General features: G+C 64.7%; 12 protein-coding genes. 8 read left to right on the top strand and 4 right to left on the bottom strand.

Annotated features, from left to right (window positions below; all coding sequences use genetic code 11):
- Positions 1-75: 75 nt before the first annotated feature.
- Positions 76-1,311 (top strand): diacylglycerol kinase family protein, encoded by a 1,236-nt coding sequence (locus RhoFasB10_RS08630; RefSeq protein ID WP_346764370.1) that lies wholly within the window; start codon positions 76-78, stop codon positions 1,309-1,311.
- Here the strand turns inward: RhoFasB10_RS08630 and RhoFasB10_RS08625 are convergent.
- Positions 1,296-2,984, bottom strand: a complete 1,689-nt coding sequence (locus RhoFasB10_RS08625; protein ID WP_068431510.1) for a SulP family inorganic anion transporter — start codon at positions 2,982-2,984, stop codon at positions 1,296-1,298. The two genes, RhoFasB10_RS08630 and RhoFasB10_RS08625, sit on opposite strands and share 16 nt — an antisense overlap.
- A 397-nt stretch (positions 2,985-3,381) precedes the next feature.
- Between RhoFasB10_RS08625 and RhoFasB10_RS08620 the strand changes: the two genes are divergently transcribed.
- From RhoFasB10_RS08620 to RhoFasB10_RS08595, 6 genes are all read left to right on the top strand, one after another.
- Positions 3,382-3,963 carry a hypothetical protein gene (locus tag RhoFasB10_RS08620; RefSeq protein ID WP_068431380.1) on the top strand — a complete coding sequence of 194 codons (582 nt, stop codon included), beginning with the start codon at positions 3,382-3,384 and terminating at the stop codon, positions 3,961-3,963.
- Between the two features lie 75 nt (positions 3,964-4,038).
- A complete protein-coding gene (locus RhoFasB10_RS08615) occupies positions 4,039-4,893 on the top strand; it encodes a helix-turn-helix transcriptional regulator (protein WP_206030666.1) in 855 nt (284 codons plus the stop codon).
- Between the two features lie 85 nt (positions 4,894-4,978).
- Entirely contained in the window at positions 4,979-5,905 is a 927-nt protein-coding gene (locus RhoFasB10_RS08610; protein WP_068431376.1) for an SDR family oxidoreductase, read from the top strand.
- 142 nt (positions 5,906-6,047) lie between these two features.
- Positions 6,048-6,938: a universal stress protein gene (locus tag RhoFasB10_RS08605; protein WP_068431374.1), complete on the top strand. Its 891-nt coding sequence runs from the start codon at positions 6,048-6,050 to the stop codon at positions 6,936-6,938.
- Between the two features lie 377 nt (positions 6,939-7,315).
- Positions 7,316-7,885, top strand: a complete 570-nt coding sequence (locus RhoFasB10_RS08600) for a hypothetical protein (RefSeq protein WP_167676023.1) — start codon at positions 7,316-7,318, stop codon at positions 7,883-7,885.
- 97 nt (positions 7,886-7,982) lie between these two features.
- Entirely contained in the window at positions 7,983-8,846 is an 864-nt protein-coding gene (locus RhoFasB10_RS08595) for an MBL fold metallo-hydrolase (protein WP_240930968.1), read from the top strand.
- On the opposite strand, the gene RhoFasB10_RS08590 is transcribed toward RhoFasB10_RS08595, so the two are convergent.
- Entirely contained in the window at positions 8,841-10,190 is a 1,350-nt protein-coding gene (locus RhoFasB10_RS08590) for an APC family permease (RefSeq protein WP_167676021.1), read from the bottom strand. The two genes, RhoFasB10_RS08595 and RhoFasB10_RS08590, sit on opposite strands and share 6 nt — an antisense overlap.
- A 534-nt stretch (positions 10,191-10,724) precedes the next feature.
- Entirely contained in the window at positions 10,725-11,969 is a 1,245-nt protein-coding gene (locus tag RhoFasB10_RS08585) for an APC family permease (protein ID WP_167676019.1), read from the bottom strand.
- 104 nt (positions 11,970-12,073) lie between these two features.
- On the opposite strand from RhoFasB10_RS08585, the gene RhoFasB10_RS08580 reads away from it, so the two are divergent.
- Positions 12,074-12,562 (top strand): hypothetical protein, encoded by a 489-nt coding sequence (locus RhoFasB10_RS08580; protein ID WP_114330909.1) that lies wholly within the window; start codon positions 12,074-12,076, stop codon positions 12,560-12,562.
- Here the strand turns inward: RhoFasB10_RS08580 and RhoFasB10_RS08575 are convergent.
- Positions 12,552-12,920 (bottom strand): OsmC family protein, encoded by a 369-nt coding sequence (locus tag RhoFasB10_RS08575; protein ID WP_346764369.1) that lies wholly within the window; start codon positions 12,918-12,920, stop codon positions 12,552-12,554. The two genes, RhoFasB10_RS08580 and RhoFasB10_RS08575, sit on opposite strands and share 11 nt — an antisense overlap.
- Between the last annotated feature and the right edge of the window lie 11 nt (positions 12,921-12,931).

Raw genomic sequence — 12,931 nt, 5'->3', positions numbered from 1 at the left:
TAAGAGACAGGGTCGGCGCGTGCGGCGATACTGTTCGCTGTCGCGGCGTCCGTCGTTCCGGTGGTGTTCGCCGGCGTGCTCGGGACCGTTGCGCTCGTACTCGTGGGTGTAGGTGGAGTCGTCGTCACGGTCGCCGCTTTGTACTGGTTTCTCACTCGGCGCGGGTTGTTCCGCTGGCTGGGGCTCGGAATCGCGATCGGTGCGCCGATCGTCATGCTCGCGTTGTTCGTACGATCCCGTCTGTTCTGGGTCGTGTTGCTGTCCTATGCGCTCGCGGCGCTGGCCGTCGCGTGTGCCCGCCGCGCTCTGCGGCAACGACGTGCCGAGGCGAGCATGGCCGAGCACGACGTGCCCCCGCCACAACGGCCGTTCGTCGTCATGAATCCGTATTCGGGTGGCGGAAAGGTCGAGAAGTTCGATCTGAAACGCAAAGCCGAAGAGCTGGGCGCGGACGTCGTCCTGTTGGAGGGGCCGGGCACTGTCGACGTCACCGCGTTGTCCGAACGAGCGGTCGAGCAGGGGGCAGACCTGCTCGGGGTTGCAGGTGGCGATGGGACGCAGGCGCTCGTTGCCGCCGTCGCGGCCGAACATCACGTGCCGTTCCTGGTCATCAGTGCAGGAACTCGCAACCACTTCGCCATGGACCTCGGACTCGACCGTGCGGATCCGTCACGATCACTGGATGCTCTGCGCGACGGGCTCGAACTGCACGTCGACCTCGGGTTCATCAACGGTCGGCCGTTCGTGAACAATGCGTCGTTCGGCGTGTACGCCGAGATAGTCCGCAGTCCTGCCTATCGCGACGACAAGACTGCCACGGTGTTGAAGATGCTTCCGGATCTGCTGACCGGAAACGAGGGGCACCGGTTGGTCGCGCGAATCGGTGACACGACGGTCGAGGGCCCGCAGGCAGTTCTGGTGAGCAACAATCCGTACGGCAGTACCGATTTGGCGGGCCTGAGTCGCCGAGACCGTCTCGACCGGGGCGTCCTCGGCGCGGTCACCGTGTCCGTGGCCAACACGAGACAAGCCGTCGGCTTGTTGCGTCGCACCAACATTCACGGGCTCACGCAGAACACTGCCGTCGAGGTCACCGTCGCCGCCGACGCCACTCGGATCCCGGTAGGAGTCGACGGTGAATCTCTCGAGCTGGCGACACCCGTGCGGTGCATCGTCGAACCGGGCGTGCTTCGCGTGCGGGTCCCCAGGTCGAGACCAGGCGTACGACCCGCAACTCCGCTATTCGATTGGGTTGGATTGTGGCGCTTGGCGTTTCGTACGAATGCCTTGTCCGATCAGGCGCGATCCTGAAAGGCGGCCACCGCCGACTCGACGGTGGGGAAGAAGTGCGTTGCGTCGAATCTGTCGCCGACACCGAATCGGATCAGACGATCCTTGATCGGACCCTTCATCTCGGCGAACGCCAGACGAATCCCGTTCCCCTCCAAGTAGGTGTCCAGGTCGACCAGCTCGTCGACTGCGGTCGTATCGAGTCCGGTGATCGGTTCGGCAGCGACGACGACCCATTCGACCGGAGTGGGTGCGTCGGCGACGACGGACCGTACGTATTCGTCGAAAATCTCGCCGTTGGCGAAGAACAACGGTGCATCGAACCGCACCAGCACCAGCCCTGGAATGCGATGCCCTGCCGGATGGCGCTCGACGTCGTGGAACCCCGCGCGATCGGGCAGGCTGATCAATTCGGTGCGATACGGCTGCCACGCCCGAGCGACGACCGCGACGAACGACAGGCCGATGGCAACGAGAATTCCCTGCAGTACGCCGACGAGGGCCACCCCGAGGAATGCTGCGATCGCGAGACCGAATTCGACCGTGCTCATGCGCCACAGTCGAACCAACCCCTTCACGTCGACGAGCGCGGTCGCCGCCACGATCACGACGGCCGCGAGAGCTGCGTCGGGGAGATAACTCGTCACCCCGGGAGCCACGAGTACGAACACCAGGACCGCGACGGCGCCGACGACGCACGCAAGTTGCGTCCGGGCGCCGCTCTGTTCGGCAACCGGTGTTCGAGATCCACTCGCCGAGATGGGGAATCCGCCGAACAGTCCGCCGGCGACGTTCGCGACTCCGACGGCCTTCATCTCGGTGCTGCCGTCGACATCGTCGCCACGCCGAGCAGCGAAGGTGCGGGAGAGAACGCCTGTGTCGGCGAACGCAATCAGGGCGATACCGGCTGCGGGTCCGACGAGTCGCCCCACATCGCCCCAGTCGACTCCGCCGAACGACGGCAGCGGTAGTCCTGCCGGCAATGCACCGACCATTCCGATTTCGTCGGTGAGTCCCAACGCAGCGGACGCGACGACAGCGCCGACGACTGCGACGAGCACACCCGGCACCCGGGGTGCCCCGAGCCGCAGTCCGATGATGACAACCAGCGATGCCACGCCTACTGCGGCGGCAATCGGATCGATCTCGCCCCGTGCGACCGACGTCGCTATCCCTCCGATTTCGCCGACGAGGCCTGTTGCGTCCACCGAAAATCCCAACAGCTTGGGGAGCTGGCCGACCACGACGATGAGCGCGATTGCGTTCAGGTAGCCGAGTCGGATGGGTTTGGACAGGAGCTGGGTCACGAACCCGAGCCGGAGAAAACCTCCGATGAGCAACACCAGTCCGACGAGGACGCCGAGGATGCCCGCGAGGGCGAGTGCGCTTTCCGGGTCGTCCGCGACGGCCAACGGCGCGACCGCGGCGGCGATCAACGGTGCCAGTGACGAATCCGGGCCCAGGACAAGTATTTTCGACGGTCCGACCAGCGCGTAGGCGAGGAGCGGAACGATGGTCGCGTAGAGGCCGGCGTACGCCGGCAAACCGGCCGCCTCCGCGTACCCCATCCCCGCCGGAATGAGCAGGGCGGTGAGGACGAGCCCGGCGGTGATGTCAGGGCGCAGCCACTCCCGACGATAGTCGCGCGCGGTCGCGATACCGGGTAGCCGGCTGAGGATCGGTTGTCCGGGCACGACGGTCACGACTTTCGAACGCGCCGCGGATCGACGGCCGCAGTGATGGGTGCGGCACCGTCCGGCCCGAGTTCGTCGACTTCATCCACTGCCCACACCCCCACTTCCGGCTGTGGGCCGAAGCCTGCCGTCGAGCTGAACGCGGCCCCGCCGACCCCCGTCCCGGTGGTGTCATTGTCCGCCGATCGAGCAGGTTTCGTCGTACAACGGCGAGTTTTGCACCGTCGTCGAGCGAAGACAGTCGAGTGCTATTTACCGCCGCCCATGAGCTCGGAAGCTACGGCGCATTCCGGTGGACCAACGCGGCAACCTACGTGACTTTTGTCCCTGACCCGGTCGTGTCGAGTCGATAAGACTCGATCGTGGGGCGGTACGAGGGGCAGGTGGCAGCCGAATCATGAACCTGGATCGCATGGTGCGGTGGTGGCGACTGGCGCCGTGGAGCAGCAATTCGTTGATGCGACGTGGGGATCGAATGACCTCTCTCGCAACGGTGATCGCAGTAGGTTTCGTGTTGTTGCTGGTACCTGTCGCCGCCGTGTTCGGATCGTCGACCTATTCGAGGCTGGGCGCGGAATCTTCGCTGGACAGCGCGCATGTACACCCGGCCCAGGCAACGGTCGTGGACGTTCCTGCACCGGTGACTGCGCCTACGGAATTCGCGGTCGTCATGCAGAGCTACGCTGAGGCGAGATGGAGGGTCGCCGACGTCGAACATTCGGGACGCGTGCAAGTACCGATCGATGCTGTACAGGGACAGACGATTCCGATCTGGGTCGACGACGAGGGTAGCTGGACTCGGCCTCCCAGGAAGGGCATCGAGAATGCAGCGTTGGGAGTATGTGCTGCACTGGGAATCTGGGCAGCGGGGAGCGTTGTCGCGGCGTGCGGCGTAGGGGTGGTGCGAGTGACTGCCGCGAGCGCCAATTCGAAGAGGTGGACTCGCGAATTGCGGCGCCTCGAACGCTTGACTGGGTGAAGGGTGGATTGCTGGTCCCTGGTCGGCGGCTCCTGTCTCACGGTATGAACGTGACATGAAGATCCCGAACGTGACATGCGAGAGCGCGCTGTGATCGACCGCGTCGAGTTGGCGGCATTTCTTCGTCGTCGACGAGAGTCGCTACAACCCGAGGACGTCGGCATGTCGCGCGGCAGACGACGACGTGCAGTCGGTCTGAGGCGTGAAGAGGTGGCAGAGCTCTGCCACATGTCGACCGACTACTACGCGAGGTTGGAGCGTGGAACGGGTCCGCATCCTTCGGTCGAGATGATCGCGTCGATCTGTCAAGGACTGCACCTGTCGGTGGCGGAACGTGACCACGTGTTTCGGCTCGCCGGCCACAACCCACCTGTACGGGGAACCGAGAGCGATCATGTCGGTCCTGGTGTGCTGCGGATTCTGGATCGCCTGCAGGACACCCCGGCGGAGGTGGTGTCCGAACTGGGGGAGACGCTTCGACAGACGCCGCTCAGTGCGGCGTTGACCGGTGATGCGTCGTTACGCGTCGGACCCGCGCGCAGTCTCGGCTATCGATGGTTCGCCGATCCCAGCACGCGGGAGATGTATCACCCGGACGAGCGGGACTTCCTGTCGCGCCTGTACGTCTCCGGTTTGCGTGAAATCGTCACCCTTCGCGGCCCGGGGTCTCGCGCTGCGCAATACGTCGACCTCCTGCACGATCGAAGCGAGGAATTTCGAGTGTTGTGGGCAGCGCACGAGGTGGGATTGCGTCCGAGGCACGTCAAACGGTTCGTCCATCCGATCGTGGGTGAACTCGAGTTGCAGTGTCAGACCCTGCTCGATCCCGACCAGTTCCACCGACTTCTCGTGTACACCGCGGTACCCGGTAGCGAGAGCTACGAGAAACTACAGCTGCTGGCTGTCGTCGGCACGCAGACAATTCCTTAACGGTGGATCGACAGTCACTGGTTATCGACGGGACGGACCGCGAACATCGAAGGTGTAACGGAAACCGAACGAGCGGGAGCGACTCATGGCACACCACATCGATATTCGAGATTCGACCGGCAAACTGGCGATCGTGACCGGCGCGAGCGACGGGATCGGGCGAGTTGTCGCAACGCAACTCGCCGCCGCAGGCGCCGAAGTGCTGATGCCGGTTCGCAATTCCGCGAAGGGCGCGGCCACGATCGAACAAATCCGTGCCGCCGTGCCGGGGGCGAAGGTGTCGACGCGGCCTCTCGACCTCGCGTCGTTGAATTCTGTTGCGGCACTGGTGGACAGCATCCGAGCCGACGGGCGTGCGATCGACATCCTCGTCAACAACGCAGGTGTCATGCAGCCGCCGAACCGGCAAGTCACCGAGGACGGGTTCGAGTTGCAGTTCGGGACGAATCATCTGGGCCACTTCGCGCTGACGCTCGGCCTGCTGGACTTGTTGCGCGAGGGTGGTGCACGAGTGACGCATCAGACGAGCATCGCGGCGCGATCGGGCTCGATCAACTGGGACGATCCGAACTGGGAGAAGCATTACGACGTCTCGAAAGCGTACGCTCAGTCCAAGCTTGCGGTCGCGCTGTTCGCGAGAGAACTCGACTCACGAAGCAAGGCCGCTGGGTGGGGAATCTCCAGCAACATCGCCCATCCCGGTGTGTCTCCCACGAATCTGCTTGCCGCGCAACCAGGTATGGGCAGAGACAAGAACGTGGTCGGCAGACGCGTCATCAGTGCACTCACCCGCGTGGGTGTTACCGGCACCGTCGAGAGTGCTGCCCGTCCAGCTGTCGTGGCGGCAGTGGGCACTACGTCGGAAGGAGACCAGTTCTTCGGTCCGACTCGCGTGATCGGTGGGCCGCCCGCACTCCGAACGCTGTGGAAGCCGATGCAGAACATGGAGCACGCCAGGCAGTTGTGGGACCTGTCCGAACGGCTTCTCGACGGACGGGTGTCACCGCGATAGGTCGCGGTGCCGGCCGGGCGCAACCTGCGTCGTCCCGAGGCACCGATAGAGCCGTCGGCGAGGACTTTCGGCACTGACGGCGTCGCCCGCGTCGAGGAAATCTTAAGGGCCATCATTCGCTTCGACCGGGAGGGTGACTCGGATGGATGAATCGACGAACGACGCGATGCCGATCTACGTCGGCATCGACGGGTCCGTTCCGGCTCTGGAAGCCGCACGGTGGGCGGGGGAGTACGCCGCTCGGATTCGACGCTCGGTGGTCTTGGTGCATTCGCTTCCCGATGTGACCTGGTACCTGGGGACGGGGGTCCTTGCGGGTGAGCAGGAGATTCTCGGCGAGCTGCGCGAGGTGGGACGGCAGGCGCTCGACGCTGCAGAACGCGCCGTACGGGAGGTAAACCCGAGCATCGACCTGAGGGCGGTGCAGACGCGCAAATCCGTCACCGACTACTTCGAATCGGTATCGGACGATGCGCACGTCATCGTGGTCGGCTCCCGTCGGTCGTCTGCGCTGACCGATCTCGTCCTCGGGGGCGAGGTGATTCGCGTGTGCAACTCGGTCGAGTGCCCCGTGCTGGTGTGGCGCGCACACTCGGCTGACGACGCCGATGCTGACATGCCGGTCGTCGTCGGAGTCGACGGTACGGAGTCGTCGAATCACGCGTTGCTTGCCGCGTTCGAGTTCGCCGACACCGTGAAGGCCCCGGTCATCGCGACACATGCGTGGCAGATCGCAGAGTCCGTCGGAGTGGGATACACGGCGGGTCTCATCGACTGGGACCGGTTGCGCAGCGATCAGCGGCAATGGCTGCGCGACACGGTCAACCCCATCGCCGATTCGTTCGCGGATGTCGCGGTCACGTGCGCCAGTGTCGAAGGGCAAGCCGCACATCACCTTCGAACACTGTCCGCCTCTGCTCAGCTCGTCGTCGTCGGGAGCCGGGGCCGGGGGAAGATGGCAGGAGCGTTACTCGGTTCGGTGAGCCAGAACATGATTCATTACGCCCAGTGTCCCGTTCTGGTCGTGCACTGATTGCGACGCCCACGCCGCTCCGATGCCGGCATCCCGCGTCCTGAGCCGACTCGACCCGTGAACGTCGTCGGTCACGCGCATTCCCCGGGCGATGGTCTGGGCAACGAGACGGGTACTGCCGTACATGGATTCGTAGACCACAAGGGTGTTCATCGGTTCCTTCTGGCGAAGACGTCCATCGAGTGGCGTGTGTTCGCGTTCTCGCACATTCGACGATCGAGGATCGGCGGAGTGCACGCGAGAGTCGGAGGTCCTGCGGATGTGCACTGCATTCGACACTCTGTGCTGTTGCGTCCGAGTGTCGGCCAGTCTACTCTCCGTGTAGACGAACTAGTAACCCTACAACCACCTTTTCGGGTGCAGAAAAGAGAAGAACCATGACGATCACGACAGAAGCGACGTCCAGATCGACCCACGACGTGGGATTGCGTCGGCTCTATCTCGCGCGTTTCGCTTTCGCGATGCTGTGGGCGGCGTCGCTGATACCGGCCGGGGGCTCGTCGGGGCCGGCGCTGACTCTTCTGCTCGTCGTCTACCCGCTGGTCGACGCGGCCGCGGTTCTCTGGCAGGTGAGGAACCGCCACAACGGACAGGCGGCGCGCATCGCGCAGTGGATCAATGTCGTGGTGAGCGTTGTCGTCGCGGTCGCGCTCGGGTGGGCGTCGACCGTATCCATCGCAGCTGTCCTGGTCGTATGGGGAATTTGGGCTGTCGGATCGGGCCTTCCGCAACTCGTCACTGCGGTGCGAAACCGGCATCGCGGGGGTCAGGTGCCGCAGATGCTCAGCGGCGGCATTTCGATACTGGCCGGGGGCGGCTTTCTGGCGCAGGGCGTGCAGGGTGCCGCCGAGGTCGGGGGAGTCGCAGGGTACGCGGTGCTGGGAGGGGTGTTCTTCCTGGTGTCGGGCGTCCGACTGTCCCTTCTTCAGCGACGTTCGGCCGCGTGAATCGGGATCGGGTTCCGAGCCGCGACGAAACTAGTGCGCCAGCTCGGAGCGGGTTTGCGAGAAGTGACTCCGTGGAAGCCGAACGACAGTCCATTCGATGTCGTCGTGGGAGAAGACCATGCACGGAACGTTCACCTTCATCGGCAATGCAACGTGCTTGATCTCGGTCGGCGACATCACGTTGCTGACCGACCCGAACTTTCTCCATGCGGGGGAGTACGCGTACCTGGGCCACGGATTGGTGTCCAAACGTCTGCGAGAACCGGCGTTGTCGATCGACCAACTGCCTCCCATCGACGCCGTCGTTCTGTCGCACCTGCACGGAGATCACTGGGATCGGCGCGCCCAGAAACAGCTGGATCGCGAGACCCCCATCATCACCACGGGGCACGCGGCGACGAAACTGGGCCGTCGCGGATTCGTCGACGCACGCCCGGTGAAGACATGGGAGTCCGAGACCATCGAACGACGCGGCACCCGCGCAACCGTGACGTCGATGCCGGGACGTCACGGCCCGCGCTGGGCAGTCGCCGGCCATCTCGTGCCGCCCGTCATGGGAAGCATGATCGAGTTCTCGCGCATCGATCCGGGACTCGAATCGCAGAATGTCGAGTTGCGAATCTACATTTCAGGCGACACGCTCGTGGTCGACGACCTCCTGGAGATCCCGCGACGGTATCCGTCCATCGACACCGGCGTGTTTCACCTCGGCGGCACGACGCTACCGTTCGGGCAGTCGCCTCGACGCGGCTTGATGGTCACGATGGATGCACAGCAGGGAGTTCGCGCGATCCGGATGATCGACCCGGACCGGGCAATCCCCATTCATTTCGACGACTACGGCGTGTTCTCGTCGCCGCTCGATGACTTTCTTCGTGAGGCCGACGCCGACGGAATCGGAGACAAGGTTCTGTACGTGGAGAGGGGGCGGACCGTCTCCATCGGCAAGGATCGGTCATGACGTCGCGGACTTACCGCCCGACCGAGCCGTCGCGAGACGCCGCACGCCGTACAGAACAGCTCCGATCGCAAGCAGCACCAACGCACGCAGCCAGGTCTCCGCCGACTGCTGCGTGGCCAGGACGATGCACGTCACGACAGCCAGAACGGGGAACACCGTCGGAACTCGGAAATGGTCCCCGTCCGCATCGTCGCGGCGAAGAACGAGCACGGCCACGTTCGTGCTCACGAACACGACCAGCAGAAGCAGGACGACAGTCTCGGCGAGAGCCGCGACCGATCCCGTCGCACACAGGATCATGGCGACGGCAGTGGTCGCGACGATGGCCGCCCACGGAGTGCGCCGACCCGGCAGTACTTTGCTCAACGCCGACGGAAGAAGTCCGTCGCGTGCCAGGCCGAACGTCAATCGCGACGCCATGATCATGGTCAGCAGGGCGCCGTTCGCGACCGCGATCAGCGCGACCAGGCTGAACAGCCACGGCGGGAATCCCGCGTCTGCCTTGTTCACGACCTCGAGCAGGGGCCCGCTCGACCCGGCAAGGGTGTCCGCATCGACGACGGTCGACACTGCCAGACCGACCAGGATGTAGACCGCTCCGGCCGCTACGACCGCGCCCAACAACGCGCGCGGATACACGCGGCGAACATCCGTCACTTCTTCTGCCACGTTCGCCGAGGTTTCGAAACCGACGAAGGAGTAGAAGGCGAGAAGTGCGGCTCCCAGGACAGCGAATGCGGGGGTGGTTCCGTCGGCGAACTCGAGAACGCGTGACGGTGAACCTTCGCCGCGCCCGAGGACGAGCCCGGCAAGCGCGATGATCGTCACGAGCCCGGACACTTCGACGACCGTCATCACCAGATTGGCTCGCATGGACTCGGTGATACCGCGCGCGTTCAACATCGCGACCGCCGCCAGGAAGATCAAAGCAGCTGCCACACTTGGTATCTCGACGAAAACCTGTAGGTAGTCGCCCGCGAAGGCGAGCGCAAGACCGGCAGCGCTGGTCACACCCGCAGCAAGCATCGAGAATCCCACCATGAACGACACGAACGGTCGTCGGTAAGCCCTCTCCGCGAACACGGCTGCTCCACCGGCGCGGGGGTACTTGGTGACCAACTCCGCGTAGGACGCCGCCGTCAGCATCGCCATCAGTAGCGCGACCAAGAGGGGCAGCCAGATGGCCCCGCCGACCTCACCCGCGATTTCGCCCACCAGCGCGTAGATCCCGGCGCCCAGGACGTCGCCGAGAATGAACACGAACAGCATCTTCCCGGTGATCGCACGCTTCAACGGTGTCGAGGTGTTCGGAGGTGAGGTTGTTCCAGGCTCGTTCGTGACCATGCGCGTGTGTGCCCGTTCCGTACACGCACGAAACGGAAACCGGGTGGGGGGAGGCGAGTGGTATCCCGGCACGGTGGTCGTGGGCGCCGCTGTAAACCGACTACTCCGCCGGCGGATCGCGTGCTACGCGTCGCCGCCCCTCGTTTTCGTGACGACCGCAGGTCCAGTCGCCGAAAAGTCAGCAGAGAGAACTGAATTCGCGGCACCGCACACGAGGTCTTGTGCCGTCCGTCGGTGACTTTGGACTCTGTGCCCCCGCTGCGCGCGCTGCGAATGTTCATTGACGAAACAGTGGAACCGCAACGAGTGGAGTTCTCGCGTGTACGAAAGATGGGGTGCCCTCGTTGTCGTGGGGCTGGCCGGGGCGGGGATTGCGTCTGTCGTGATGGGATTCTCGGTGTGGTTCGTTGCGTTGTTCTGTCTGCTGGCCCTCGTCGGGGCCGTGGACATGTTGTCGACGATGTCGGGCGGTTCGGAGACAGGGCGGGTCGTCGACCCTGTGCCGTCGCAGAACATGTCGGACGGGCGGAGACGTCAGCGGGCCCGTCGGAGTCGAACGCAGCGATACACGACCCCGACGGCGAGAACCGCGACGCCGACGCCGATCGCCGGCGCGGGCAAGGTCGCCATGAGCGCGACGCATCCCACGGCCCCCACTGCTTGAACAGGTCGGGGATACCGACGATCGTCCGGCGCCTGCGTCCACGCGCTGACGTTGGCGATCAGGTAGTACAGCAGAACCCCGAACGACGAGAACCCGATCGCGCCGCGAAGGTCGACGGTGAGAACCAGAACTCCGACCACCACGGCGAGGGTGATCTCGGCGCGGTGGGGTACCGCGAAGCGCGGATGCACCGCTGACAGACAGCGCGGTAGGTCGCGGTTGCGAGCCATTGCCAGCGATGTGCGCCCGATTCCCGCGATGAGCGCCAGCAGGGCACCCAGCGCTGCCAGCGAGGCGCCGACGCGCACGATCGGGGCTGCCCATGCCTGGCCCGCCGTGGTCACGACATCGACGAGCGGTGCGGTGGACGCAGCGAGCTGGTCGGGTCCCAGCACCGCGAGGACCGTTACCGCGACGACGGCGTAGATGCACAGAGCGATCGCCAGAGCCGTGATGATGGCGCGAGGGATGGTTCGGCGTGGGTCCGCGACTTCTTCGCCCATCGTGGCGATGCGCGCGTAGCCGGCGAATGCGAAGAACAGCAGTCCGGCCGATTGAAGGATTCCGTACCAGCCGTGGTCGATACTCGCCGAGGCGTCGGGCAGACGCGTCGGTGCCGACAGCCCGACGAGCGTGGTTCCCACCAGAACGATCAGGACGAGTGTCACGAGCACCTTGGTCAGCGCCGCGGTTCTCGTCACGCCGACGTAGTTGACGGAGGCGAGCACCACCACCGCCGCCACGGCAGCGAGTTTCGTGTACTCGTCGGGTACTGCGTAGTGGGCGAACGTCAACGCCATCGCTGCGCAACTCGCAGTCTTGCCGATCACGAAACTCCACCCGGCGAGGAACCCCGGCCAGTGCCCGAGCCGTTCTCGCCCGTACACATACGTGCCACCCGACGTCGGATACTGGGCAGCCAACTGCGCCGACGACAGGGCGTTGCACACGGCGACGATCGCGGCGACAGCAAGACCGACGAGCAGACCGACGCCCGCGGCTGCCGATGCCGGGGCGAACGCCGCGAACACACCCGCGCCCATCATCGATCCGACGCCGATCACGATCGCGTCGGACAGCCCCAGTCGCCGCGCGAGCGCCCCACCAGATGTCACGTGTCCTCCAGACTGTGTACGCGTCGTCATCTTCCTCTGCCGTCACATCACCGCTCGGCGAGGGTGAGGGATGGCGCCCCGGCATACTGGAGTAGACAGTAAGTATGTCCGACGATGCCGCCGCTAAGTCCCACGAGATATCCACTCCCGCTCGGTTCCGGTTTCCACGTCGGCTCCGACAAGTGGATCCCGCGCGCCGAGGAATCGTGTTGGCGTGGTTGGCATTCACCGTGACGTTCGGCGGCGCGAGGTTGGTGACGTGGCTGATCCAAATCGACACCAGCAATGTCGGTGACGTGTCCGCCGGCGGCGTACACCTTCACCATTACCTGTGGGGGATACTGATTCTGGCGGGAGTGGCCGTGTTCGGGCTCGTCGACCGCTCACCCAGAAGCCGGTCCTGGATGGGAGCGGCACTGGGAATCGGTCTCGGTCTGATCGTGGACGAAGCAGCGCTGTTGATCACTCTGGAGGACGTGTACTGGCACACCGAGGGGTGGTCCTCGATTGCGTTGGCGATCAGTCTGATCGGCGTCGTCGGTACAGGTCTCGTGCTGACTCGCAGCGGCGCGAAAAGAGACTTCAGTCGGTGAGGGTCACGTCGACGTCGTCGAGTTTCTTCAGGAACGGGCAGATCGATTTCGCTTGAGCCAGAACGTTGTCGGGGTTCGCGAAGTTCGGCAGCGACACAGCGAGAGAGTACGTGGCGTCGTAGCCGACGCCGTCCGTGTCGGACAGGCTGACCGAACCTTCGACGGACACGTCGTCGATGCTTTCGCCGGCCGTGCCCGCAGCGATGCGGACGGACTCGAGCAGACACGACGCCAAAGCCGCGGCCATCAGTTGTTCGGGGTTGGTGGATCCACCGGTTCCACCGAGTTCGGAGGGTTCGTGCACGTCCAACGTCAGAGCGCCGTCGCTTGCTTCGACGGATCCGGGTGTCGCGGTCACCTGTGCGGTGT

Origin of the sequence: Rhodococcus sp. B10, from assembly GCF_011770055.1 — a bacterium.
Classification (GTDB): Bacteria; Actinomycetota; Actinomycetes; order Mycobacteriales; family Mycobacteriaceae; genus Rhodococcoides; species Rhodococcoides kyotonensis_B.
The sequence above is the reverse complement of the archived record's forward strand: the minus strand, read 5'-3'. Positions and strand labels throughout refer to the sequence as shown.

What these genes read in the sequence shown, in the direction of transcription:
- RhoFasB10_RS08620 (WP_068431380.1), top strand. Translation starts at nt 3,382, where the DNA reads ATGAACCTGGATCGCATGGTGCGGTGGTGGCGACTGGCGCCGTGGAGC.
- RhoFasB10_RS08590 (WP_167676021.1), bottom strand. Translation starts at nt 10,190, where the DNA reads ATGGTCACGAACGAGCCTGGAACAACCTCACCTCCGAACACCTCGACA.
- RhoFasB10_RS08605 (WP_068431374.1), top strand. Translation starts at nt 6,048, where the DNA reads ATGGATGAATCGACGAACGACGCGATGCCGATCTACGTCGGCATCGAC.
- RhoFasB10_RS08610 (WP_068431376.1), top strand. Translation starts at nt 4,979, where the DNA reads ATGGCACACCACATCGATATTCGAGATTCGACCGGCAAACTGGCGATC.
- RhoFasB10_RS08615 (WP_206030666.1), top strand. Translation starts at nt 4,039, where the DNA reads ATGCGAGAGCGCGCTGTGATCGACCGCGTCGAGTTGGCGGCATTTCTT.
- RhoFasB10_RS08600 (WP_167676023.1), top strand. Translation starts at nt 7,316, where the DNA reads ATGACGATCACGACAGAAGCGACGTCCAGATCGACCCACGACGTGGGA.
- RhoFasB10_RS08580 (WP_114330909.1), top strand. Translation starts at nt 12,074, where the DNA reads ATGTCCGACGATGCCGCCGCTAAGTCCCACGAGATATCCACTCCCGCT.
- RhoFasB10_RS08595 (WP_240930968.1), top strand. Translation starts at nt 7,983, where the DNA reads ATGTCGTCGTGGGAGAAGACCATGCACGGAACGTTCACCTTCATCGGC.